At 71.9% G+C, this 24746-nt stretch carries 21 protein-coding genes and 1 tRNA gene; 7 read left to right on the forward strand and 15 right to left on the reverse strand.

Going from position 1 to position 24746, the window contains the following annotated elements; genetic code table 11:
- Nucleotide 1: 1 nt before the first annotated feature.
- Both A6035_RS02670 and A6035_RS02675 read left to right on the forward strand, forming a co-directional pair.
- Entirely contained in the window at nucleotides 2-1528 is a 1527-nt protein-coding gene (locus tag A6035_RS02670; protein ID WP_108846499.1) for a catalase, read from the forward strand.
- Between the two features lie 90 nt (nucleotides 1529-1618).
- Nucleotides 1619-2104: a Dps family protein gene (locus A6035_RS02675; protein ID WP_070722339.1), complete on the forward strand. Its 486-nt coding sequence runs from the start codon at nucleotides 1619-1621 to the stop codon at nucleotides 2102-2104.
- 157 nt (nucleotides 2105-2261) lie between these two features.
- Here A6035_RS02675 and A6035_RS02680 read toward each other — a convergent pair whose 3' ends face one another.
- From A6035_RS02680 to mbhE, 9 genes are all read right to left on the reverse strand, one after another.
- Nucleotides 2262-3323, reverse strand: coding sequence for a phosphotransferase family protein (locus tag A6035_RS02680; protein WP_108846500.1), 1062 nt, complete (start codon nucleotides 3321-3323; stop codon nucleotides 2262-2264).
- Nucleotides 3320-4537, reverse strand: coding sequence for a TIGR03857 family LLM class F420-dependent oxidoreductase (locus A6035_RS02685; protein WP_244192514.1), 1218 nt, complete (start codon nucleotides 4535-4537; stop codon nucleotides 3320-3322). Before A6035_RS02685 ends, A6035_RS02680 begins: the two co-directional genes overlap by 4 nt.
- 118 nt (nucleotides 4538-4655) lie before the next feature.
- Nucleotides 4656-6041: a magnesium transporter gene (gene mgtE / locus A6035_RS02690; RefSeq protein WP_108846501.1), complete on the reverse strand. Its 1386-nt coding sequence runs from the start codon at nucleotides 6039-6041 to the stop codon at nucleotides 4656-4658.
- A gap of 1 nt (nucleotide 6042) precedes the next feature.
- Nucleotides 6043-6393: a cation:proton antiporter gene (locus A6035_RS02695; protein ID WP_159149577.1), complete on the reverse strand. Its 351-nt coding sequence runs from the start codon at nucleotides 6391-6393 to the stop codon at nucleotides 6043-6045.
- A 5-nt stretch (nucleotides 6394-6398) separates the two neighbouring features.
- Nucleotides 6399-6671, reverse strand: coding sequence for a monovalent cation/H+ antiporter complex subunit F (locus tag A6035_RS02700; protein WP_159149578.1), 273 nt, complete (start codon nucleotides 6669-6671; stop codon nucleotides 6399-6401).
- The gene (locus tag A6035_RS02705) at nucleotides 6668-7000 is read right to left on the reverse strand and encodes a Na+/H+ antiporter subunit E (protein WP_108846504.1); all 333 of its coding nucleotides are present in this window, start codon (nucleotides 6998-7000) and stop codon (nucleotides 6668-6670) included. Before A6035_RS02705 ends, A6035_RS02700 begins: the two co-directional genes overlap by 4 nt.
- Nucleotides 6997-8565, reverse strand: a complete 1569-nt coding sequence (locus tag A6035_RS02710) for a proton-conducting transporter transmembrane domain-containing protein (protein WP_200836399.1) — start codon at nucleotides 8563-8565, stop codon at nucleotides 6997-6999. Before A6035_RS02710 ends, A6035_RS02705 begins: the two co-directional genes overlap by 4 nt.
- Entirely contained in the window at nucleotides 8562-8894 is a 333-nt protein-coding gene (locus tag A6035_RS02715; RefSeq protein ID WP_108846505.1) for a sodium:proton antiporter, read from the reverse strand. The genes A6035_RS02710 and A6035_RS02715 overlap by 4 nt, the downstream gene beginning before the upstream one ends.
- Nucleotides 8891-11962: a hydrogen gas-evolving membrane-bound hydrogenase subunit E gene (mbhE, locus tag A6035_RS02720; protein ID WP_108846506.1), complete on the reverse strand. Its 3072-nt coding sequence runs from the start codon at nucleotides 11960-11962 to the stop codon at nucleotides 8891-8893. The genes A6035_RS02715 and mbhE overlap by 4 nt, the downstream gene beginning before the upstream one ends.
- 184 nt (nucleotides 11963-12146) lie before the next feature.
- On the opposite strand from mbhE, the gene A6035_RS02725 reads away from it, so the two are divergent.
- Nucleotides 12147-13619, forward strand: a complete 1473-nt coding sequence (locus tag A6035_RS02725) for a hypothetical protein (RefSeq protein ID WP_108846507.1) — start codon at nucleotides 12147-12149, stop codon at nucleotides 13617-13619.
- An 85-nt stretch (nucleotides 13620-13704) separates the two neighbouring features.
- On the opposite strand, the gene A6035_RS02730 is transcribed toward A6035_RS02725, so the two are convergent.
- The 4 genes from A6035_RS02730 to A6035_RS02745 form a co-directional block, all read right to left on the reverse strand.
- Nucleotides 13705-15795, reverse strand: coding sequence for an acyl-CoA dehydrogenase family protein (locus A6035_RS02730; RefSeq protein WP_108846508.1), 2091 nt, complete (start codon nucleotides 15793-15795; stop codon nucleotides 13705-13707).
- A gap of 108 nt (nucleotides 15796-15903) precedes the next feature.
- Nucleotides 15904-15977 (reverse strand) — tRNA-Pro (locus A6035_RS02735).
- Nucleotides 15978-16029: 52 nt separating this feature from the next.
- Entirely contained in the window at nucleotides 16030-17013 is a 984-nt protein-coding gene (locus tag A6035_RS02740; RefSeq protein WP_108846509.1) for a metallophosphoesterase, read from the reverse strand.
- Between the two features lie 61 nt (nucleotides 17014-17074).
- Nucleotides 17075-19453 carry a transglycosylase domain-containing protein gene (locus tag A6035_RS02745; protein WP_108846510.1) on the reverse strand — a complete coding sequence of 793 codons (2379 nt, stop codon included), beginning with the start codon at nucleotides 19451-19453 and terminating at the stop codon, nucleotides 17075-17077.
- A gap of 268 nt (nucleotides 19454-19721) precedes the next feature.
- Between A6035_RS02745 and A6035_RS02750 the strand changes: the two genes are divergently transcribed.
- Entirely contained in the window at nucleotides 19722-20099 is a 378-nt protein-coding gene (locus A6035_RS02750; protein ID WP_244192515.1) for a WhiB family transcriptional regulator, read from the forward strand.
- Nucleotides 20100-20665: 566 nt separating this feature from the next.
- On the opposite strand, the gene bagB is transcribed toward A6035_RS02750, so the two are convergent.
- Both bagB and bagA read right to left on the reverse strand, forming a co-directional pair.
- Nucleotides 20666-21820: an ArsA family ATPase gene (gene bagB / locus A6035_RS02755; RefSeq protein WP_108846511.1), complete on the reverse strand. Its 1155-nt coding sequence runs from the start codon at nucleotides 21818-21820 to the stop codon at nucleotides 20666-20668.
- A gap of 1 nt (nucleotide 21821) precedes the next feature.
- A complete protein-coding gene (gene bagA / locus A6035_RS02760; protein ID WP_108849037.1) occupies nucleotides 21822-22877 on the reverse strand; it encodes an ATPase BagA in 1056 nt (351 codons plus the stop codon).
- A gap of 66 nt (nucleotides 22878-22943) precedes the next feature.
- On the opposite strand from bagA, the gene A6035_RS18420 reads away from it, so the two are divergent.
- From A6035_RS18420 to A6035_RS02775, 3 genes are read left to right on the forward strand one after another with little or no spacing between them, the layout of a single operon-like run.
- Entirely contained in the window at nucleotides 22944-23114 is a 171-nt protein-coding gene (locus A6035_RS18420; RefSeq protein ID WP_108846512.1) for a DUF4177 domain-containing protein, read from the forward strand.
- Complete coding sequence (locus A6035_RS02770) at nucleotides 23114-23593, forward strand: RidA family protein (RefSeq protein ID WP_108846513.1); 480 nt, start codon at nucleotides 23114-23116, stop codon at nucleotides 23591-23593. The genes A6035_RS18420 and A6035_RS02770 overlap by 1 nt, the downstream gene beginning before the upstream one ends.
- A gap of 5 nt (nucleotides 23594-23598) precedes the next feature.
- On the forward strand, nucleotides 23599-24450 hold the full coding sequence (locus A6035_RS02775) for an MBL fold metallo-hydrolase (protein WP_108846514.1): 852 nt from the start codon (nucleotides 23599-23601) through the stop codon (nucleotides 24448-24450).
- The last annotated feature ends 296 nt before the right edge of the window (nucleotides 24451-24746 follow it).

Here is a 24746-nt window from a genome sequence, read left to right on the forward strand (position 1 = left end):
CGTGACCGTTCACCCCGCCGACCGCGGCGTTCGCGACTTCCAGCCCGGTTCGCACACCACCACCGACAGCGGCCAGCCCGTCCCCAACGACGAGTTCAGTGCCCAGGTCGGCCAGCAGGGCCCCCAGCCGATCCACGACTTCTACCTGATCGAGAAGCTGGCGCACTTCAACCGCGAGAACATCCCCGAGCGGCTGCCCCATGCCAAGGGCTCCGGCGCGTTCGGCGAGTTCGTCACCACCGAGGACATCTCGGACATCACCTGCGCCGGCCTGTTCCAGAAGGGCGTCAAGACCCCGATGCTGGCCCGCTTCTCCACCGTCGCCGGTGAGAAGGGCAGCCCGGACACCTGGCGCGACCCGCGTGGCTTCGCGCTCAAGTTCTACACCGAGGAAGGCAACTACGACCTCGTCGGCAACAACACCCCGATCTTCTTCATTCGCGACGCCATCAAGTTCCCGGACTTCATCCACTCGCAGCGGCGCAAGAACGCCTCCGGCCTGCGTAACCACGCCATGCAGTGGGACTTCTGGACCCTGAGCCCCGAGTCCACCCACCAGGTCACCTGGCTCATGGGCGACCGCGGCATCCCCAAGACGTGGCGCCACATGGACGGCTTCGGCTCGCACACCTACCAGTTCATCAACGCCGAGGGCGTGCGCCACTGGGTCAAGTTCCACTTCAAGACCAACCAGGGCATCGACTTCCTCACCCAGGCCGAGGCCGACAAGCTGGCCGGTGAGAACGCCGACTACCACCGCGAGGACCTCTACGAGTCCATCAAGAACGGTGACTACCCGTCCTGGGACCTGCACGTGCAGGTCATGCCGGTCGACGAGGCGGAGACCTACCGCTACAACCCGTTCGATCTGACCAAGACCTGGTCGCAGCGCGACTACCCGCTGCGCAAGGTCGGCACCATGACGCTGAACCGCAACCCGCAGAACCACCACGCGCAGATCGAGCAGGCCGCGTTCGCGCCGACCAACATCGTCAAGGGCATCGGCTTCTCGCCCGACAAGATGCTGCTCGGCCGCGTCTTCGCCTACCCGGACATCCAGCGCTACCGCATCGGCGCCAACTACCAGCAGGTCCCGGTCAACCGGCCGCTCTCGCCGGTGAACTCCTACTCCAAGGAGGGCGCCATGCAGTTCGAGTTCCCGCACCCCGCGCAGGCCGAGTACCACCCCAACACCATCGGTGGCCCGTCCGCCGACGCGTCCAAGGCGTTCGACATCGGCTCCTGGGACACCAAGGGCTCGGACATCTACCGCGGCGACGTGAGCCCGCACGCCGATGACACCGACCAGGTCCAGGCCGCCATCCTGTACCGCGAGGTCATGGACGACGCGGCCCGCGAGCGGCTGGCGGCCAACATCGCCGGCCACGTGTCCGCGATCCACCCGGACGAGACCGAGCTGCTCGAGCGCGTCTACGCCTACTGGGCCGCCGTCGACGAGGGCCTGTGCCAGGCCGTGAAGGCCGGCGTCGAGGCCGGCCCGCGTGGCAACCACCGGCTGCAGGACTGACGACAGTCAACAGAACGGGCATACTGGGAACGTCCAGTGCACGATCCGATTCACTTCCACGACCCGGGAAAACCGGGTCAGAAGGGAGCCATGATGGCTGCTGATTCGAATGGTCTGTTCACCTCGTTCGTCCCCGCCGAGGCTCAGGAGGCGGTGACGAACGCCCTGCAGGAGTCGCTCGTCGACCTGATCGACCTGTCGCTCGTCGCCAAGCAGGCGCACTGGTCGGTCGTCGGCCCGCGCTTCCGGAGCATCCACCTCGCGCTCGACGAGGTCGTGACGGACGCCCGCGCCTTCGTCGACGAGGTGGCCGAGCGCGCCACCGCCGTCGGCGTAAGCCCGGACGGCCGCTCCGCGACGGTCGCGGCCAACAGCGCGCTCGACGAGGTCTCGGCCGAGTTCACCTCGGACGACAAGGTCGTGCTGGTCATGACCGAGGCTCTCGAGGCGGCCATCAAGCGACTGCGGTCGAACATCGGCAAGGTCGGCGACGACCCCGTGACCGAGGACCTGCTCATCGGCATCAGCGCCCGGCTCGAGCAGTTGCACTGGATGTGGCAGGCCCAGTCGGTCTGATCCGGGTGGCCTGACCCTCCCACCCACGAAATCCGCTACTCCGCCTACGGATCCGCGCCCCTCACACGGGTAGCGGATCCCGCGGCGGGGTAGCGGATTTCGTCATTTCGGCCGGGGACGACGACAAGGTGGACTCGTACCCCGGCGGCGCCCGGGGTCAGCCGGACCGGGCCACCGCCAGCGCGTCGTGGTCGGCGATCGCGCGGCACGACCGGCGCATGAGCACGGTGAACATCTCGTCGCCGCGGGGCGTGCGCGTCCCGTACATCCACCCGAAGATCCCCAGCACCGGAGTCTGCAGCAGCCCGTAGACGTAGTCGTCCCAACACTCGTCCGCCGAGTAGCCGGTGACCCCGTGGCCGAGCAGCGCGCGGTGGTACTCCGCGACGATCTCGTGCTCCGCGGACCGGCGGTCGTCCACCGTGAGGCTCGAGCCGAGGAAGCCGCCCAGGTCCCGCCCGGGAAGGCCCACCGCCAGCGTCTGCCAGTCGCACGCCAGCGAGGGACGGCTCCCGACCGGGTCGACCAGCATGTTGTCGGCCCGGTAGTCGGCGTGCAGGAGAGCGAACCGCTCGGTCCGCCCGCTGGCCCACCGGGCGATCAGCGGGGCGATCCCGGCCATGATGCGGCGCTCGTCGTCGTCGAGTCCTCCCCCGAGCTCGGAGAGAAACGCCTCCACCGCCGGCCCGCCGAGCTCCTGCAGGGTGACGTTGTCCTCGACCGACGGCGCCGACAGGCCCTCGATGCGTCGCAGCTCGGGGTCGCACCACCGCGGCCCGTGCAGGCACGCTAGGTTGGTCGCGCAGTCCACGGCCTGATCGATCGGCAGGCCGGCGAGCTGGTCGCCCTGGGTCAGCGGGGCCACGTCGTCCAACACGAGCGTGAACTCACCCTCCTGCTCGCCGAGCTCGGCGAACCGCGCCCGCGGGACCCGCACCGCCACCGTCGGCGCGAGGTCGCGGTAGAACAGCACCTCGCTGCGGTACACGCCGTGCAGCAGCGGGCGCATGCCCTCGTCCGGATTCGGCAGCTTGACGAAGAGCGTCGGCGGGAGCCCGTCGCCGTCGACGTGCGCGACCACGCAGCACCCGATCTGCCCCGTGCCCACCAGTTCCGTGCGCACCGACCGGACCTCGGTGCCCAGCGCCTCCGACAGCCACGGCGCCGTCACCTCCTCCGGCGTACAGGCCACCCGGGGGTTCGACGCGACGCTGGTCATGACGGCAGGTCCTCTCGGAGGCAGGCGGTGTCCGGTCGCGCGGTGGCCGGTGACGGCGCACCCGCTCGCGCGGCGGCCGGTGTCGACACGGTCGTTTCCGCCGCGCGACGGTGCGGTCGGATCCGACCCGGGTTGGCGTCGAGATGGGCGAAGCGGTCGGCGTCCCTCCGCCGCCGCCACTCGGCGAGCACCGGTGCGAGCTCGTCGGGCGTGGAGCCGTGCAGCACCACCGAGTCCGCGCCGAGCGCGAGCTGCCCGTCGACCCGGTCCGCGCAGTGGGCGGCGGTGCCCACCGCGGCGGTGGCGAGCCACTCGTCGGGCAGCACGTCGGCCGCGTGGCGCAGCAGGTCGAGGTCGTCGGTCGCGTCGAGCGCACCGGAGTGCGCTGACAGCCGCTCGTCGGCCCGGAACCGCTCGAGCCCCGCCGGGTCCCACTCGTTGACGCGGACCAGGACGTCGCCGTAACCGGTGAGGTAAGTGGCCAGCCGGCCGACGAGCTTGCGCAGGCGCGCCGCCTCGTCGAGCGAGTCCTCGATCGTCGCCATTACGGACCAGACGCGGACGCTCGCGGGATCGCGGCCGGCACGCTCGGCCGACTCGCGCACCAGGCGCACGCAGCGCTCGACCGCCGCATCGGACATGAAGGTGTGCAGCACGACCCCGTCGGCGATCCGCCCGGCCAGCCGCAGCTGGTTGTCGCCCATCGCCATGAGCAGCACGGGGATGTCCTCGTCGAACGAGGAGTCCTGCACGAGGTACGGGTAGCTGCCGGCGGGCCCGTCGTGACCGACTACCGCGCCGCCACTCCACAGGGTGCGGTAGATGCCGATAGCGTCCTCGAGCTGCGCGGACGTCGCGTGCGGCAGGCCCATGATGTCGAAGAGCATCGGGATCCCGCGGCCCAGCCCGAACGCGTAGCGCCCGCCGGACATGCGGTGCAGCGTGGCGGCCATGGTGGCGGTGACCAGTGGGTGGCGGGTGTTGTGGTTGGTCGCCGCGGTGCCCACGCCGATCCGACTCGTCGCGGCCACGGCGGCGCCGGCCATCACCGCCGCGTCCTTGAGCGCGAACCGTTCCGAGAGCAGGATCGACCCGAGTCCCAGCTCCTCGGCGCGGGCGGCCTCGGCGACGAGGTCGGCGGGCGCGGCGCTGTGACCGGCCAGTCCGTAACAGGCGAGCTCGGGCATCAGGTGGTCGGTGGCATCGTGCGGCATGGGCACCCTCTGGCGGCGGACCGTCACCCCGGAACAGGTGATGCAAGTCACACTAGCGGCCGGGCGGGCGTTGCGGTCGGTTCCCGTCACTGACCGTGGGGAGCCGTGCAGATCGGCGCTACAGGCCCAGCACCGCCCGGGCGATCAGGAAGTACACGACGAGCCCCGTGGCGTCGACGAAGGTCGTGATGAACGGGTTGGAAAAGACGGCCGGGTCCGCCCGGACGGCCTGGGCGAGCAGCGGCATCAGCCCACCGACGGTCGCCGCGATCGTGCACAGCGCCAGCAGCGTGAGCCCGATGACCAGGCCGAGGTCGGTGTCGTAGACCAGCCCGGTGACCGCGAGGCCCACGGCGCCGAGGATGACACCCAGTGTGAACCCGGCGCGGATCTCCTGGCCGAGCACCCGCAGCGCGTCGCGGGGGCTCACGTCGCCGAGTGCGAGCGCGCGGGTGACGGTGGTGGCGGCCTGGTTGCCGGTGTTTCCTCCGGTTCCGATGATGAGCGGGACGAACAACGACAGCGCCACCACCTGCTCGATGGTCGCCTCGAACACCTCGAGGACCTGCACGGTCAGCGCGGCGCCGAACGCCAGCACGAGCAGCCACACGACGCGGGAACGCACCAGCGCCCGCACGGGCGTGGCGAGGTAGGGGCGCCGCAACGGTTCGGAGCCACCGGCGCGGGCGGTGTCCTCGGTCTCGGCGTCCTCGAGGATCCGCAGCGCGTCGTCGAAGGTGAGGATCCCGACCAGGCGGTGCTCGTCGTCGACGACCGGCAAGACGATGAGGCGCTCGTCGGCGGAGCGGCGGGCGGCGGCCTCCGCGGACTCGCGGGCGCGGGCGGTGATCGCCTCGTTCATGAGGTCCCGCACGGGCGTGCCCGGCTCGGCGCGCATGATCGCGCGCAGCCCCACGATCCCGACCAGCCGCCGTTGATCGTCGGTGACGGGGATGGCGTAGATCGTCTCCGCGTGGTCGATACGCCGCCGGACCCGCTCGAGGGTCTCGCCGGCGGTGACGTCGGGGTGGGTGGAGACGAACTCCGGGCTCATCCGTCGGCCCACCGAGCCGGTGGGGTAGTCGAGCACCGCCGCGGTGAGCGCCTGTTCGTCCTGGTCGAGCTCCCGCAGGAGCCGCGTGGCCACGTGGGCGGGGAGCTCGTCGACGAGCCCGGCGCGGTCGTCGGGGTCGAGGTCGGTGAAGAGCTGGTTGACACGATCCGCGTGCAGTTCCCGGATCAGTTCGGACTGCAGCGGCGGGTCGAGCGCCTCGAAGACCACCAGGGCGGTGCCCTTGGGCAGGAGCCGGAAGACGACGGCCCGGTCCCTGGCGCCACTGCGCTCGAGGACGTCCACGACCAGCGACGGCGGCAGAGCCTCGACCATGTCGGCCGCGGCGTGCAGATTCTCCGCGCCGATGAGGGCGTCGAGCCGCCGTGCGGCCTCGGCCGGGTCGCGGACGGTCACGGCTCCTGTCGAGCGCGCGTCCTCCGGCTCGGTCATGTCACCCCTCGTCGGCGATGTCGTCGTAGGCGGTCAGCGGGTCGAGCCGGCCGTCGGCGCGGTAGGCGGCCCGGGCGAGGGTGACGGAGGCGACCGTGGTGACGACCACCGTCGCGCCGAGCGCCACCAGTGCCATGAGGGTCGCCACCCAGGTGAACCCGGTGGTCAGCTCGTGCACGTACGCCGACAGGATGAACAGCATCATGCCCAGGCCCGTCGCCACGGACAGGATGTTGATGCGGGTCAGCGCGTCGCCGGCGCGTGACATGGTCACCGCGGCCACCAGGAAGCACAGTGACCCGAGCAGGGCCAGGACGCCGATCAGCAGGTCCGTGATCATCGAGGTGTCCACCGCGATCACCGTTGTCCCCGGGAGAGCAACCGCGCGAGCGCGACGGTCGAGAGGATCCCGATGAGGGAGCCGAGCATGACGACGTCCAGCGCCACCGCGGACCCCTGGCGGATGACAAACAGCACGAACAGCGCCACCGCGCAGAAGTAGCTCAGATCGGCCATGACGGCGCGGTTGGCGTCTCCGGGCCCGCGCACGGCCCGGATGGCCGCGACCACCATGCTCGCGACGACGATCACGGTCGACGCCCCCAGAAGAACCGTCAGAAGCGGACTCACGCGTCATCACCTCGCAGTACGGACAGCACCCGGTTCTCCGTCTGACCGAGCAATTCGATCATCTCCTCCCGTGGACCGCCCAGCACCACGTGGACCCACATCTCGTCGTCGCCGATGACCGTCACGAGAGTTCCCGGCGTGACGGTGATGGCCCAGGCCAGCGCGGTGATCTCCACGTTGGTGCGGCAGCGCATGGGGTACCGAACCAGCACCGGGGTGCCGATGGGGCCCGGGGTGACGGCCTCCTTGGCCAGCGCCCACGACGACAAGACGACGTTCCACAGCAGCCAGCCCAGGACGAGCGGGGCGCGGAGCACGCGGCGGATCACGAGGCGCCCCCGATCGTCGACTCCGTCACGGCCTCCGGTCCGTCGAGGACGGCCGTGACGTAGGCGTCGGTGTCGACGAGGCTGGTGACCGCCCGGTCCACCTCGGGCGCGACCGCCCCGTAGCCGAGGAAGAACACCACGGACACGGCGGCGAGTGCACCGCCGGGCACGAGCAGTCCCGCGGGCACGCGGGGAGCCGGGCGGGCTTCGTCGCCGTCCTCGTCGCCCTGCTCGTCCTCGTCGCAGGGATCCGCGTCACCCGTGTGTCCGAGTGACGGGCCGCCCCACATGGTGCCGCGCCACAGTCGGAGCATGGCGACGAGGCCGATGAGGGAGGCGACGAGGACGACGACGACGGTGACGACCCCCCACGCGCCGCCCGCCCCGAGGGCGGCGTCGACGACCTCGAGCTTGCCGATCAGGCCCGAGGTGGGGGGCAGTCCGACGAGGGCCGCGATCGCGATCACGATGAGGACGGCCAGCGGGCGCTCGCGGTACCACAGCCCGGACAGCGCGCCGAGTTGCCCGCTGCGGTAGACATGCTCGGCGGCGCCGAACAGCATCACCAGCGCGCCGATGGTCACCATGTGGTGGATCATGTAGACGATCGCGCCGCCGGGCGCCTGTGCCACAGCGAGCGCGGCGAGGATGACGCCGACGCCGGAGACCATCTGCCACGCGAGGATCTCGCGGACCCCGGCCGGGGAGGCCGAGGCGACGGCGCCCCACAGGGTCGTCACGAGCGCGACCACCAGCAGGACCCGCCCCCACGCGGGGTCGAGGTCGAAGACGGTCGCCCAGATGCGGATCACCGCGTAGAGGGCGACCTTGGTGTGCAGTGCCGAGAACAGCGCCATGACGCCGGAGGAGGTCCCGGGGTAGGCGCGGGGCAGCCACCCGTGGACCGGCACGGCACCGGCCTTGATGCACAGCGCGATGAGCACGACGCCCACCGCGGCGGCGACGCGTCCGTCCTCCTGCGCGGCACCTGCGAGTACGGCGAGGTTGGCGGTGCCCGCGGACCCGTAGACGAAGCCGACGCCGGCGAGCAGCAGTGTCGAGGTGAGGAGATTGATGACCACGAACAACCGGCCGACGCCGAGGCGCCGCCACGTGCCCGTCATGGCGATGAGGGCGTACGAGGGCAGCAGCATGACCTCGACGAAGACGAAGAGGTTGAACAGGTCGCCGGTGAGCAGGGCGCCGTTGGCCCCCGCGAGCAGCAGCAGCGCGAGCGGCGCGAAGTAGCGGCTGCGGCCGAACTCCCCGGTCCGGTCACAGAAGATCAGCGATGCCAGCGCGACCACGCCCGTGGCGACCAGCATCAGGGCGGTGAAGGAGTCCGAGACGAACGGGATCGCCACGCCGGGGACGAACCCGCCGACCGAGCCGGCGATGACGGGCTCGGAGCGATGCAGCACGAGGAGCGCGACTCCCGCGACCGCGGTGGCCGCCGGGACGGCCAGGGTCACGAGCCGCCCGGCCGTGCGCGACGGCAGGATCGCGGTCACGGCGGCGGCCATCACCGGGATGGCGGCCAGCAGCGGCAGCAGCAGGGCGGTCACGGCGCGGGCTCCTCACCGGTCGGCGGGACGTTGTGGGTGTCGTCGTCGCGACTCACCACGGCGAGGGAGAGCATGAACACGGTCACCGCGAGGGTGATGACGATCGCGGTGAGGACGAAGGCCTGGGGGAGCGGGTCGGCGGAGACGTCGAGGCCGTTGACGCCCTCCAGTGGCTCGGCGCGCCACGCGGCGACGCCGGCGCTGAGCAGGGTGAGGTTGACGGCGTGGCTGATGAGCGACAGCCCGAACACCACCCGGACCATCCCGCGCTGCATCATCAGGTAGACGCCGCCCGCGGTGAGGACGCCGATCATGATCGCGATGGTCACGGGGCGACCTCCTCGGCACCGCGACCCACGTCGCGGCCCTCGTCACGAGCGCCGCCGAGGTCCGCGTCCCGCCGGCCGCGGCGCCCGCGCGCGGCCGCACGCCGACCGGTGTCGGGCTCATCCGGGCCGGGGACGACCTCGATGGGTGCGCGTCCGGCGCCGAGCGTGTTGAACGCGGTCATGACCAGGCCGAGGACGCCGGCGAAGACGCCCAGGTCGAAGATGAGGGCACTGGACAGGTGCTGCCCCGCCACGTACCAGTGGGCGGGCTGGAGGAACTGCCCGAGGAAGTAACCACCGATGCCGGTGAGTCCCGCGACGACGAGTCCGCCGCCGATGAGCGCGACCGGGGTGGACGGCCGGCTCACCGGGCGGTCCGACTCGCGGGCGAGGTAGATCAGCGCGAACGCGCACGCGGCGACGAGGGCGGCGATGAACCCGCCACCGGGCTCGTTGTGGCCGCGCCACAGCAGCATCACCGAGACCAGCGCGAGAATCGGCGTCACGCCGCGAGCGAGCAGTTTCAGCGGCACGGTGTTGCGGGTGGCGTCCTCGAGCGCCTCCGCGGCCGTCCCGGTGCTCTGCACGGTGCCCGGCAGCGGCTCGTCGGCGGGCGGCGGGTCGATGGCCAGTGCGGTGGCCCGGACCGAGCCGAGGACCCCGAGGATCGCGATGCCGGCGACGCCGAGCACGGCGACCTCGCCGAAGGTGTCGAGCGCACGGAACTCCACCAGGATGGTGTTGACCACGTTGCTCCCGCCCGTGATCTCCGGCCCGTTCTCGAGCAGGTACATGCCGACCGGGGACCGCTCGCGGCGTCCGGTGAAGACCAGGACGCCGATGGTCGCCGTGACACCGGTGAGTACGGCGAGGACGATGGCGGCAGTGTTCCTGGGGAGCGAGGCGGCGATGAAATCGCGGGGCAGGCGCCGCAGGACCAGCACGAACATGATGACGGTGAGAGCCTCGACCAGGAGCTGGGTCATGCCGACGTCGGGCGCCCCGAGACCGAAGATCTGGATGGTCACCGCGATACCGACCGCGGACAGCAGCACGGCCGCGGCGAGTCGGGAGTGGGCCGTGCACAGTCCGAGGACGCCGACGATCACGACGATGAGCAGGACGATGTCGATCGACCTGTCGAGGCCCCCGACGCGCGGGGGGATCGTCGTGCCGCCGGCCAGTGCCCAGCCGCCGATCCCGACCGCGTACACGGTGAGGACGGCCAACAGCGCGCCGGCGTGACGAGCGGGCGAATCCGACGCGGTGGGGCGCACCAGAGCCCGGCCGGCCCGGGTCAGGGCCGAGGTCAGGGACTCCAGCACGGACGCACCGGTGAACGGCAGCAACTCGCGGTCGAGCAGGCGGTCGACCGGGCGGCGGCGCCACACCAGCAGGGCCCCGGCCACGAGGATCAGGGCGGTGAGCCCGACCTCGAGGGTCAGCCCGTGCCACAAGACGAAGTGGGCCTCGTGGGTGAGATCGTCGATCGTCCCGGCGGGCGGGGTGCCATAGACGACGCCGATGCCCGGCTCGTGTGGCGGCCAGCCGAACGGCCCGGCCGCGGCCTCCGCCACCGCGGACATCGGCACGTCGAAGATCCACACCACCAGCGCGAGCGGCAGCCCGATCGCGGCGGGCAGGGCCGCGGGCAGCCACAGGCGGACCGGCGCCTCGTGGACCTCGTCCACGTCCTTCGCGGGACGCGAGGGATCGCGGTAGGCGCCGAGGAACCCGCCCAGCACGATGCGCGCGCAGTAGAGGAAAGTGAGGATCGCCCCGATCACGGCGCCGGCCAGCAGCGCGGTCACCGCGACCGGCTGCCCGCCGGCGACGTCGCCGAACGCGATGAGCATGGACTCCTTGGACACGAAGCCCAGCGTCGGCGGGACGGCGGCCATGGCGGCCGCGCCCAGAACGGTGGCGCCGAACGCCCACGGCATGCGCCGCCACAGCGGGCCCAGGTCGCGGATGTCGCGCGCGCCGGCCTCGTGGTCGATCACGCCGACCAGCATGAACAGGCCGGACTTGAACAACGCGTGGGCGACGGTGTGCAGCGCGGCGGCGGCGAGCGCCTCCTGCGTCCCCACGCCGATAGCCGCGGTGATCCAGCCGAGCTGGCTCACGGTGGAGTACGCCATGAGCTGCTTGAGGTCGGTCTTCTGCAGCGCGAACACGGCCGCCATCACGGCCGTGCCCATGCCCACGGACACGAGCAGGGCGTTCCAGACGGGGACGTCGTGGAATGCGGGGGAGAACCGCATGAACAGGAAGATGCCCGCCTTCACGACCGCGGCGGCGTGCAGGTAGGCGCTCACGGGGGTCGCGGCGGCCATGGCGTCGGGCAGCCAGAAATGGAACGGGAACTGCGCGGACTTGGTGAACGCGGCCACCGCCACGGCCACGGCGACCGCCGCGGTGAACCCGGGATCGGTGTACCAGACGTCGTGGGACAGGGCCTCGGAGATCGAGGTGGTGCCGGTGCGGATCCAGATGGCCACGAGCGCGACGAGCAGGACGAGCCCGCCGACGACCGTGATCGTGAGCGTCCGCAGGGCGGCGGGGTACGCGGGCCGGCCGGAGTTGGCGATCAGCGCGAACGACGCCAGCGACGTGAGTTCCCAGCAGACGTACAGCAGCACCATGGAGTCGGTGAGCACGAGTCCCAGCATCGAGACCGTGAACAGGGTCATGAGCTGGAAGAAGCCGTAGTGCTGCGGGCCCCGCGTGCGGGCCCGGCCGCCGCCGCGCGTGTCACCGCCGGACAGGTACGACGACGAGTAGATCAACACCACCGCGCCGATCACCAGCGCGAGCATCGCGAAGAGCAGCCCCGTGGGGTCCGCGAACAGGTCCAGGGTCCAGTCGCGCGCCGGCACCCAGGGGATGCGCACGACCTCGGTGGGCATCCCCGACAGGGCCAGCGAGAGCGGCGACAGCAGAGCGAACGCGCCGATGAGGTAGAGCGCGGCGAGCGGCCAACCCGCACCACGCCCGAGCCACCTCGTGAGCGGCCACGCGAAGAGCGTCGCCAGACCTGCTGAAGCGATCGCGAGGACGGGGCTCATGGCTCCTTCCTGCGCGGCGCGGTAGAGGTCGCAGTGCGGTGGGGTGTGCGGTGAAGCGGTTCGGTGAAGCAGTGCGTGAGGGGCATGCGTTCCTCTGGAATCCTACCAACCGCCTCGGACACCGATGCGGGGGCATGCCGAGTGACCTGCGGGAACACGGCCACGTGAGGGTTACGATCCGCCCATGACCTCCTCGGATGCCCCCTCCGGGCCCTCAGCGGACACCGACGTCATCCCCCCGGTCGGCGACCCCCCGTCCGCCCGCGGGCGCGGGTCGGGCGGCGGCGGTGTCGCCGACCCCGAGTCCGATTCCCCCGCCGCGCCTGCGGGCGGGCCGGGACTGTTCCGCCGGCTCGCTGGCCTGGTGCTCGTCATCGCCCCACTGGTGCTCGCCGCGCTGTGGGCGGTGGTCGGCCCGACGCCCCAGCAGGAGGAGGCCGCCCCCGGAGCCGGCGGGCCCCTGCGCTCCGCGCTGTCCGAGGCGTCGGCCAACTCGTCCTTCACCGTCGCCGGCGCCGAGCAGCTCCGCGACGGCTCGGCCGAACTCGCCGACGGGGCCGGGCAGCTCCGCGACGGCTCGGCCGAGCTCGCCGCCGGGATGGAGCAGTTGCAGGCCGGGATGGGCCAGGCCGGCACGGGCGCCGACGAGGTGGCCGGCGGGGTCCGGCAGGTCGTGGGGGCGGTCCGCGGGGTCGCCGTAATCCAGGGGCAGGTCTCCACCGCGATCGAGGACGCCCTGTCCCGACTCCAGGGTGACGCGCCCGAGGTGGTCCAGGCCCGCAACGCGCTCACCGGCCTGCGCGACCAGCTCTCCGCGCAGGGGCTCGACCAGAACACCCTGAGCAATCTCGACCGGCTCGACTCCGGCGCCGCCGAACTCGCCCGCCAGCTCTCCCAGCCGGGGGCGGACCTGCGCGACGGCGTCTACGAGGCCACCCGCGGTGCCCGCGAACTCGCAACCGGGGCGGGGGAACTCTCGACCGGCGCCGACGCCCTGCGCGACGGGGCGGCGAGCGTCTCCGACTCCGCCGGCCGCACTCAGGACGCCGTCAGCAGGACCGGGCGCGCGCTGGCCGCCGAACAGGGCGAGGCCGCGCCGGCCGCCGCCGCGGCCGCCGACGACGCGCAGCGGCGCACCTCCGCGGGGATCCTCGGCGTCGCCGCCGCGGCCGTCCTCGGGGCCCTGCTCGTCCAGCTCGTCCGCCGGCCCGGCTCGTCGCGCGCCGAGTCCGTCCTGGCCCTGACCCTGCTCACCGCGGGCCTGTCCGCATGGGCGCTGGCCACCGCGGACGGTCTCTCCGGGCCCGGGGTGGCCGCGGTCGTGGCGGTGGTCGCCCTCGTCGTCGTCGCCTCCTCCGCCCTGTGGCGCGCACTGGTCGCGGTGCTCGGCGCGTGGCCCGGACGGATCGTGGCGGCCCTTCTCGCCGCCGCGTCGGCCGGCGCGGCGTGGTGGGTGTGGGTCGCCGGGGGCGCACCGTCGGCGCTCGTCACGGCGACCTCCGCCACCACCACCGGGCAGGCCACCGCCGCGCTCGACTCCCTGCTGCTGGCCGGGCCCGCGTCGGTGGCGTGGACCGGCGCGGCGGTGCTGGCGGCGGTCGCGGTGTGCTCGCTGCTGGCGGTGCGCCTCGCCGGACGGCCCCGCACGCGCCGGTAGGCTCCGCGGCGGTAGGGCCCCGCACGCGCCGGTAGGCTCCGCGGCGGTAGGGCCCCGCACGCGCCGGTAGGCTCCGCGGCGGGGCTCAGTCGGCCAGGCCCGCGACCTCGTGCTCGTCCGCCGGCTCATCGGTCAGCGTGTCGACGCCGCCGTCGGTGAGCATGGGGACCTCGAACACGAACTCGGGGATCGCGAACGCGTCGACCAGCGTGCGCGCCCGCCCGGCGAGCTTCGTGCACAGGCGGTTACGGGCTGCCGTGGCCGCCTTGGTGCGCTCGGTGGTGAGACGGTTGTGCTCGAGGAACCAGCCCTTCTCCTGGTCGACGATGTCCAGCACGTACAGATCGCACAGCATCCCCAGGACCTCCTTGGCCTCCGGGTCCTCGCAGGCGTCCACGGCCTCGGCGAAGCGGGCGAACACCCAGCTGTCCATGTGCGCGCGGCCGGCCTGCAGCAGGTGGTCCTGCGCAGAGTTGAACACCTTGAACGCCGCCGAACCGTCCTGGCCCTGCGCCTTCCGCAGGCGGCGGGCGACCGTCTCGAGCAGGTGCTCCTCGCGGTCGACGAGCAGTTCCAGCTGGTTACCGCGGTCGAGCAGGTCGGTGTGCTCGCGGTCGGTCACCGCGTCGACGAGCTTCTGCCACAGGGTCGAGGCGCGGGCCTTCTCCTGCACCACGTCCACGGCGGTGCCCAGCGCGAACGCCACCGTCTCGCGCTGGTCCATGTTCCCGAACTCGGACGCGTAGGCGGTGAGCAGCTCCTTGCCGACGAGCTGCGTGAGCACCACGTTGTCGCCCTCGAACGTCGAGAAGACGTCGCAGTCCTTGCGCAGTTCGGTGATGCGGTTCTCCGCCATGTACCCCGCGCCACCACAGGCGAGCCGGGCCTCGACGATGGTGTCGTTGGCGAACGCGGTGACCGTGGCCTTGATGCCCGCGGCGTGGGTCTCCATCTCACGCCGCTTGACCTCGTCGAACGCCTCCGGATTCCGCTCGAACTCGTCGAGCTCGGCGATGATCGCGTTCTGGGCGCACGCGTAGGCGAACGCGCGGGCGACCCGCGGCATGAGACGGCGCTGGTGCTCGCGGTACTCGAGCAGCGGGATGCCCTTGCCGGTCTCCGGGTGGTCGAACTGCCGGCGGACCAGCGAGTACCGCACGGCCATCGCCAGCGCGGTCCGGGCCGCCGCGCCGGAGGCCGCCCCCACGGAGACGCGCCCGCGGATGAGCGTGCCCAGCATGGTGAAGAAGCGGGCCCCCACCGAATCGATGGGAGAGGAGTACGTGCCGTTCTCATCGACGGCACCGAAGCGGTCGAGCAGTGCCTCGCGGGGCACGCGCACATTGTCGAACCAGATGCGGCCGTTGTCCACGCCCTGCAGGCCGCCCTTGTGGCCGTGGTCGGTGGTCTTCACGCCCGGCAGGTCGTTGCCCGACTCGTCCCGGATCGGCACGAGCAGGCAGTGCACGCCGTGGCGCAGCTCCTCGCCGTCCTCATGGGTGATGAGCTGAGCGAACACGGCGGCCATCCGGCCGTCGCGGGCCGCGTTGCCGATGTACGCCTTCTCGGCGCTGGGGGTGGGCGTGTTGATGACGAACTCGCCGGTCTCCCGGTCGTACGTCGCCGTGGTCTCGAGGTTCTGGACGTCCGAGCCGCCACCGATCTCGGTCATGGCGAAGCAGCCGAGCAGGTCCAGGGACATGACGTCGGGCAGGTACTTCTTACGCGTCTCGGCATTGCCCAGGTTGGCGATCGCGCCGCCGAACAGACCCCACTGGACGCCGGCCTTGACCATCAGGGACAGGTCGAGGTGGCCGAGCATCTCGAACGACGTCAACGCGCCGCCGGTGTCACCGGTGCCGCCGTCCTCCTCGCGGAAGCCGAGCTTGGGCATCCCCGAGTCCGCCAGTCGCTGGAGCTGTGCGAGGACGTGGTCACGGTGCTCCTCCATGGTCAGCCCGATCGGGTTGAGCATGTCCGGGGTCATGGAGTCGCGGGTGAACTCGCGCGCGTCCGCCCAGGTTCCGTCGAGGACCTTCTGCAGCGCGGCGGCGAGGGCCGGATCTCCTGCCCCGGTGGTGGTGATGCGGCCGAAGTTGGGGTGCACCGGCGCGCCGCTCTCGGGCGCGGAATCCCCGGAAGTGGCGGCGTTCTGGACGTCGGTCTCGGAGGTCATGCCACGAGAATACGGAGGGTCGTCCGCTCTGTGCACCGCAAGATCGCCGCCGGGCCGGGAAATGAGCGGAGGGCCCGGACCACTCACGTGATCCGGGCCCTCCCATTGTCGGGGTGGCGGGATTTGAACCCACGGCCTCTTCGTCCCGAACGAAGCGCGCTACCAAGCTGCGCCACACCCCGGTCGACAACGAGGATTACTGTAGCGCCCCGTGGCCGGAATCGCGAAACCGGGTCAGGCGGGCAGGGGCACCTTCTCCCGCTGCGGGGTCACGGGAACCTCGGATCCGCCGTCCCCACCACCGGGGACGGCGACCAGTTCGAGCAGCGTGGCCTCCGGTCGGCAGAACGTGCGGATCGGCACATACGGCGAGGTCCCGAGGCCGGCGGAGACGTGGAGGACCAGGTCCCGGCCCCACGCGGAGAGGCCCTGGACCCGCGAGCGGTCGATGCCGCAGTTGGTGATGATCGCGCCGGTGGGCAGGCAGAGCTGGCCACCGTGGGTGTGTCCGGCCACCGCCAGGTCATATCCGTCGGCGTCGAACCGGTCGAGTACGCGCGGCTCGGGCGAGTGGAGCAGCCCGAGTCGCAGGTCGAACGCCGGCCCGGCGGGTCCGGCGATCTCGTCGTAGCGGTCGCGGCCGATGTGGGGGTCGTCGACGCCGGCCACGAGCACGCGGCGCCCGTCCACCGTGATCTCGGCGCGGCGGTGGGTGGCGTCGACCCAGCCGCGCTCGGTGAAGGCGGCCTTGAGGTCACGCCACGGCAGGGGGACGGCGGAGTGCTTCTTGGCGCCGAGCCCGATGTAGGACAGGGGGTTCTTGGGCACGGGCGCGAAGTAGTCGTTGGAGCCGAACACGAAGGCTCCGGGCCGGTCGAGCAGCGGGCCGAGGGCCTGGACCACCGAGGGCACGGCCCGGTCGCTCGAGAGGTTGTCGCCGGTGTTGACCACCATGTCCGGCCGCAGCTCGGCCAGCGAGGAGACGAACTGCTGCTTGCGCTTCTGGCCGGGCATCATGTGCAGGTCCGAGATGTGCAGGATCGACAGGGGCTCGGAGCCGGGGGAGAGCAGGGGCAGGGTGTGGCGGCGCAGTGTGAAGGCGTTGCGCTCCCAGCCGCTGGCGTAGACGGTCCCGGCCACGGCGGCGCCGGCGAGGACGGCGGCCGCACGGGCGGGGGAGGTCGGCGAAGCCTGGTTCTTCCGTGGGGGACGACGCATCTTCCCAGACTACCGACGCCGCGCGGGGTCGCCGCCGGGAGCGAGCCCGCGTGTGGCGCGCCTACCGCGGCGGCGAGATGGTGATGGGCGCCAGGCCGGGCACGTTGAGGACGAGGGGCTGGTCGCCGACCGCGGCGCCGGGCCCGGAGGCGCCCTGTCCCGAGGCGCCGGAGGTCCCGCCGCCCCCGCCCGACCCGTCGGACACGCGAAGGGTCACCTGGGAGCCGGGGATGCCGGTGCCGCCGTCGACGCCGATGACCGTGCCGTACGGGCGGCCGGTGCCGGAGACGAACTGGGTGTTGACGGTGAAGCCCGCGTTGGTGAGCAGGGAGGTGGCGGCGGACTGGCTCATGCCCTCCACGTCCGGGGTGCCCTCGCCGCTGGTCCCGGCCTCGTAGGCGCGGTCGGGTGCGGGCAGCTGGACCGGGCCGTAGACGTCCGCGATGGGGGAGAAGGCCGAGAACCAGGTCTGCGCCGGCTCGAGGCCGCCGAAGAGATTGCCGTAGGAGCACTGGCGCAGCGGGCTCGTGCACAGTTCGGTGGTGGTCGTCCCGTCGTTGAAGGCGTAGACGGCCGCCGCGTAGTTGTTGGTGAAGCCGAGGAACGCCGACGAGCGGTTGGCCTCGGTGGTGCCGGTCTTGCCGGACATGGGCCGGTTCCAGCCCGCGCCCGCCGCGGCGCCGGCCGCCGTGCCGGCGCCCACGTGGTCCTTGGACATGGCGACGGCGAGGGTGTTCGCGAGCCCTTCCTCGACCACCTGCTCGCACTGCGGCTCGTTCAGCTCGACGGACTTCCCGGTGCGGTCGGTGATCGACTCGATGGGGCTGGGAGGGCACCACACACCGCCGGACGCGAGGGTGGCACCGACGTTGGACAGCTCCAACGCGTTGACGGCGGTGGGGCCGAGGGTGAACGAGCCGAGGTTGTTCTTCTTGATGAAGCCGCTGATCGAGTCGCCACCGGCCGCGGTGCCCTTGCGGTCATAGGAGCGCATGCCCAACCGGACGGCCATGTCGACGGTGGGCGCGACTCCGACGTCCTTGATGAGGTTGACGAACGTGGTGTTGGGCGACTGGGCCAGGGCGTCGGGCACCCGCAGGGACGAGGGGTACGAGCCGGCGTTCTCCACGCAGTACTGGCCGGGCGGGCAGCCCGCGGCGCCGCCGGAGCCGAGGCCCGCCACCTGGACGCGGCGCGGCACCGGCAGGGAGGTGTTGGTGCCCATGCCCTTCTCCATGGCGGCGGCCACGGTGAAGACCTTGAACACCGAGCCCGCACCGTCGCCGACCAGTGAGAACGGCTGCGGCTGGACGGTCTGGCTGTCGCCCAGCTCGAGGCCGTACTGCCGGCTGGAGGCCATCGCGACCACCTTGTGGGAGTCCTTGCCGGGACGGACGACGCTCATCACCTCGGCCACACCCTGCGCGGTGGGGTTGCCATAGGTGTCGACGGCGCGCTGGACGTTGTCCTGGACGGTCGTGTCCAGCGTGGTGCGGATCGTGTAGCCGCCCTGCTCGACCATTTCCCTGCTGAGCCCGTTCTCGTCGAGGTACTGCAGCGCGTAGTCGCAGAAGAAACCGCTGTCGCCTGCGGTGATGCACCCGCGTGGGAGCGAGTTGGGCCGCTCGAGCACCCCGAGGGGCTCGGCCGTGTACTGCTCGCCCTCGGCGGGGGTGATCGCCCCGGTCTGGACCATCGTGTCGATCACCGTGTCGCGGCGCTGCTTGGTGTCCTCGGGGTTGGTGAACGGATTGAAGCGGCTGGTGGACTGCACCATGCCCGCGAGCATCGCCGCCTGCGGGACCGTCAGATCCGCGGCGTCGACGCCGAAGTACGTCTGGGCGGCCGTCTGCACGCCGAACGCGCCGTTGCCGAACGAGACCAGGTTGAGGTACTTGGTGAGGATCTCCTCCTTGCTCAGCTCCCCGTCGAGGGTGAGCGCCATCCTGATCTCTTTGATCTTCCGGGCGGGGGTGGTCTCCACTGCGGCGCGACGTTCCGCGTCGTTCTTGGCGGAGACGAGGAACTGGTAGTTCTTGACCAGCTGTTGGTCGATGGTCGACGCGCCCTGCTCGACCTCTCCGGAGGTGGCGTTGGTGAGGGCCGCACGGACGGTGCCCCGCCAGTCGACGCCGTTGTGGTCCGCGAACCGTCGGTCCTCGATCGCGATGATCGCCAGCTTCATCTGCGGCGAGATCTCTTCGCTGGGTACCGGCACACGCTGCTGGTCGTAGAGCCACGCGATGGGTTGCCCGCCGGCGTCGGTGACAGTGGAGATCGAGGGCAGGTCGCCCTTGATGAGATCGGCGGACGTCCCGGCCAGGGAGTCGGCCATCTTGTTGGACGCGAGCCCTGCCGCGCCGGCGATGGGGAACAGCGAGCCCGCCGCCACCACCCCGGCCGCCACACAGGTCGCGACCAGCTTTCCCAGCGAACTCATAGCCGACACGCGCCCAGAGTACGTGACAGGCACCGCAGGGCCACCCGGAGAGCGGGGTTCGGGTGTCAACTCTTTACTTCTGTTGTGTGACTGCGGTAACAATATGGGGGAACGCGGGACGTTCCGGACCGAAATGGGGTCGCACTCCTCCGGCCCCGGTGCGGGCGCACCGCGTACACAGTGAGCCCGCCGCGCCGGGCGGGCTCAGAAGGCCGGAGGCGTGTGCGGTGAACCCGCCCACGCCTCCACACAGACTAGGGGTTTTTCGATGACGGCTACCCTCCCCGGGACCACCCGCTCCTCCGGTAACGGGGTTCGCCCCGGCTCAAGCAACCCCCTCGGCTCCGAGGAGGTCATCGTCGGTGAGGGGCGTCAGGAATGGGTCGCCCAGGCCCGCTGCAAGGACATCGATCCCGACGAGCTCTTCGTCCGCGGGGCCGCCCAGCGTAAGGCCGCCTCCATCTGCCGCCACTGCCCGGTGCTCCTGCAGTGCCGGGCGGACGCGCTGGATAACCGCGTCGAGTTCGGCGTGTGGGGCGGAATGACCGAGCGTCAGCGGCGCGCCCTGCTCAAGCAGCATCCCGAGGTGCGGTCCTGGGCCGACTTCTTCGCCCAGCAGATCGAGCGGCACTCCGCCGCCTACTGAGTCCTCTCAGTGCCGGGCCGACGCGCCTTCCCGTCGTCGCCCATCAGGCCCCAACCGGCTTCCCGACGCGGCCCGCGACATCCGACGCGGGCCGCGTTCGCGTATCCCGGCCGGAGCCGATCGGTGCGCCCGGCGAGGCCGCGTTCGCGTCTCGCGGCCGGCGCGGACCAGTCCGCCCGGCGAATCCGGGTTCGCGTCTCGCGGCCGGCGCGGAGCAGTCCGCTTGGTGGGGCCTCCCGGCTCGCGGGCCGTCGAGTGCGATGACCCGCCCCTCGCCGCCCCGCGCCGCCCCTCGCCGCCCCGCGCCGGCTCGCGCGGGCATACCGCCAGCGCACGCACGCTCAGATGTGCTGCCTCTTCGGCATGCGATGGCCGACTGGTCCGTTCCCGCAGCGCACCCCGGCGATGTTCGAGCATTCCGGCAGCGCGGGTCAGAGGGGCAGCGCATCTACCGCCGGGTGTGCTGCCTCTCGACCCGCGACGGCCGGGTGGCCCGCCTCGCGACGGCCGGGGTGCCGATACCGCAACGCACCCGGCGGGGCGGACACGGCCACCCGGCCCCCGGCTCAGCCGCAGAGCTGGTCGCCCACCGAGCGCAGCGCCTCGAGGTTGGAGATCTCGAACGGCAGGGACGGCACGCCGACGATCCGCACGTCCGGATGCGTATCGGTGAACGACTCGAGCAGCCGCAGCTCCTGCTTCGCGGTGCCGGCCCGGTCGGCGTGGGTGCGCAGGACCGCCTCGGCCTCCGCGTTCCGGCCGCTCAGGCGGTCGGCGGCCGCGCAGGCCTGCTCGGCGCTCAGATCGGTCAGCCGCGGATGGGTCCGGTTCACCACGACGCCCGCGAGCGGCATGCGTTCCTCGGCCAGTCGCTCGGCGAAGTACGCGGCCTCGCGCAGCGCGGGCCGCTCCGCGGAGGAGACCACGAGGAACTCGGTGCCCTTGCGACGCAGGATCGCCTGGGTGCGGGCTGCGCGCGTGGTGAAGCCGCCGAACGTGGAGTCCAGCGCCACCACGACCTCGGAGGCGTCCTTGAGCATCGACGAGCCCACCACGGCCGACACCCCGCGCATGGCGGTGCTCATCGCGCCGGAGACGAGGCGTCCCACCCCGCGCCCGGGAGTCGAGAGCAGCCGCATGAGACGGCTGTCGAGGAACGCGCCGAGGCGGCGCGGGGCGTCGAGGAAGTCCAACGCGTTGCGCGAGGGAGGAGTGTCGACGACGACGAGGTCCCACGCCGAGTCGTCGAGCAGCTGCCCGAGCTTCTCCATGGCCATGTACTCCTGGGTCCCGGCGAACGAGGTGACCATGGTCTTGTAGAAGCGGTTGTCGAGGATGGCGCGGGCGTTCTCCTCGGAGGTGTTGGCCACGACGAGCTCGTCGAACGTACGCCGCATGTCGAGCATCATGGCGTGGAGCGAGCCGCTGCCGGTCGGCCCGTTTCGGGCCGCCCCGATTCCGTCCGCGCCCGCGCCACCGGCCCCGGCGCCGCCCAGCTCGACAGGCGCGGGCTCGTTGGAGAGCTCGTCGATGCCGAGGGCCTGCGCGAGGCGGCGGGCCGGGTCGATCGTCAGCACGACCGTGTCGCGGCCGAGTTCGGCGGCCCGCAGCGCGACCGCGGCCGCGGTGGTGGTCTTGCCCACGCCTCCGGCGCCGGTGCACACCACCACGCGGGTGGCGGGGTCGGTGAGCATGGCCGTGATGTCGAGACGACGAGTCATGTCAGTGCACTCCCTGGTCGACGAGGGCGGAGGCGAGGTCGTACAGGTCGGCGACCTCCACCCCGTGGGGCAGGGCCGGCAGGACGAGGGTGGGGCAGGCCGCCGACGTGAGCGTCTCGCCGGCTCGGAGCTGTCCGCGGGCGACGCGGGCGTGCTCGATGGCCTGTACCAACAGTCCCTGAAAGCCCTCGTCGTCGACCTCCACCCCGGTCTCCTCGAGGCCGGCGCGCACCGACTCGGCGTCGATGTCCTCCTCGGCGATCCGCCCGAGCGCCTCGTCGTCCAGGTGCCGCGTCTCGGCGCGGTTGATGATCACCTGGCCGACGCGCAGGCCGTGGCTCTTGAGCTCGTCGATCGCCTCGAGCGTCTCCTGCACGGGCAGCGACTCCAGCAGCGTCACCAGGTGCACGACCGTCCTCGGCGAGTGGACCAGCTCCGACACGGCCTCGGCCTGGCGACGAATGGGCCCGCCCCCGCCGGCGAGGTCGGCCATCGCGGTGGTGACGTCGAGGAACTTGCCGATCCGCCCGGTGGGAGGTGCGTCCACGACCACCGCGTCGTAGACGACCTCGCGCTTGGCGTGCTCGCGCGTGACGACCTCGTAGATCTTGCCGGTGAGGAGCACGTCCTTGAGCCCGGGCGCGATCGTGGTGGCGAACTCGATGGCCCCTACCGACTTCATCACCTTGCCCACCACGCCGAGGCGGTAGAAGGTGTCGAGGTAGTCGAGCATCGCCGCCTCGATGTCGATGGCCAGCGCGAACACCTTGCCGCCTCCGTCGACCCGCGCGACGAGTTCCTCGCTGTAGGGCAGCGGTTCGCGGTCGAAGGTCCGGGCGATGCCCTGGCGCTCCTCGACCTCCACCAGCAGGACGCGCTTCCCGGTCGAGGCGAGGGCGAGCGCGAGTGACGTGGCGACCGTCGTCTTGCCCGTCCCGCCCTTCCCGGACACGTAGTGCAACTCGGCCCGCTCGGAGCTGTCCGACCATCCGGTGGACAGCGCATCGGCGATGGTCGCCCGTGTCGACCGCGTACCTGGGTTCTCAGTGGACGGCATGGTCCCCACACTAAGCGCTCACACCACCGCGCGCGGGACGCTCGTCACTTACCTAGAGTGGGGCCCATGAGCGAATCCACCGGAACAGACCGGTTCGAATACGTCACCGTGCCGCTGCTGACGCACGCCACCAAGCAGATCCTCGACCAGTGGGGAGGCGACGGCTGGGAGCTGGTCTCCGTGCTGCCCGGCCCGACGGGTGAGCAGCATGTCGCCTACATGAAGCGACGGATCTGATGCCCGAGGCCGAGTCCGGGGGCTACTGGAGCCGCAAGCTCGAGCAGCTCGGCGTGGAACTGCCGACGGTCGTCCCGCCGGTCGCCAACTACGTCCCCGCCGTCCGGGCGGGCACGTTCGTGTACACCTCGGGCCAGCTGCCCATGGTCGACGGCGACCTGGCCGCCACCGGCAAGGTGGGGGCCGAGGTCGGCCCCGAGCAGGCCGCCGACCTGGCCCGGACGTGCGCACTCAACGCGCTGGCCGCCGTCGACGCGCTCGTCGGCATCGACGCCGTGGTGAAGATCGTCAAGGTCGTCGGCTTCGTCGCCTCGGCGCCCGGTTTCAACGGGCAGCCCGCGGTGGTCAACGGTGCGTCCGACGTCCTCGGCGAGCTCTTCGGCGACGCCGGCGTCCACGCCCGCTCGGCCGTCGGCGTCTCCGAGCTGCCGCTCGACGCGCCCGTCGAGGTCGAGCTGGTCGTCGAGGTCGAGGTCTAGCCGCCATGACAGCAGGGCTGACCCCGATCAGTTTCCCGGCGTACGAGACGCTCCGGCCCGTCACGGACCTGTCCGGGGTCATCCTCTGCGACAACCCCTCCGAGATGACCTTCGAGGGGACCAACACGGTCGTCCTGCGGGCCCCCGGGTCGCCCACGTGTGTGGTGGTGGATCCCGGGCCCGACGACCGCGCGCACGCCGAGCGGATCGCGGCGATCGTGGGGGAGGTCGAGCTCGTCGTCGTCACCCATCGCCACGGTGACCACACCGACGGCATCGATCACCTGCGCGCCTTCACCACCGCCCCCGTGCGGGCCGCGGAGGGACGGTTCTGTCGCGACGCCGCGCCGTTGGTGACGGACGGGGACGACGACGAGGTGATCCACGCCGCCGGACTGGACATCACCGTGTTGGGCACGCCGGGGCACACGGCCGATTCGGTCAGCCTCGAGGTGCGGCCCGCGGGCGCCGGGTTCACCGCCCGGCCGGACTGCGTGGTCCTCGGTGACACGATCCTCGGCAGGGATTCGACCGTGCTGGACTCGACCGACGGCGATCTCGGCGACTACCTGGGCAGCATGGACCTGCTCGCCGCGCGGGCCGACGGTGTGATCGGCATCCCCGGCCACGGGCCCGACGTCGAGAACACCGGGCTCGCCGCCCAGGTCCTCGGGCAGCACCGGCGCGATCGGCTCGAGCAGATCGTCGCCGCGCGGGCCGAGTTGGGCCGCGACGCCTCCGCCGAGGCGATCACGCAGCACATCTACCGCGACGTGACGCCGTTCCTGCTGAAGGTGGCCGAGCAGTCGACGAAGGTGGCGCTGCGCTACCTCGACCGTCTCGACGCCGAGGCCTGAGCCGGCCCCGTCGGCCCGCCCCGCCCGCCGGCGCGCTCCCCACGCGCCGCCCACGCCGCCCCGCCGCGCACCCGGCCCGGACCTCCCGCGGCCCCCGCACACGCCGCCCAGCGCTCCCGCCCCGGATCCGCTACCCACCCTCCGGATCCGCTACCTTCACAGGAGTAGCGGATTCCGTGCGGGAGTAGCGGATCCCGGGGGAGGGCGGGTCACGGGCCGGGACGGCGACTCGCGTTGTCCACAGGGCCGGGCGTCTCCACAGGAGGCCGGCCCGCGAGGCCCTGAATCGCCGGGGT

The sequence above is a fragment of the Dietzia lutea genome (assembly GCF_003096075.1).
In the GTDB taxonomy this organism is placed as follows: Bacteria; Actinomycetota; Actinomycetes; order Mycobacteriales; family Mycobacteriaceae; genus Dietzia; species Dietzia lutea.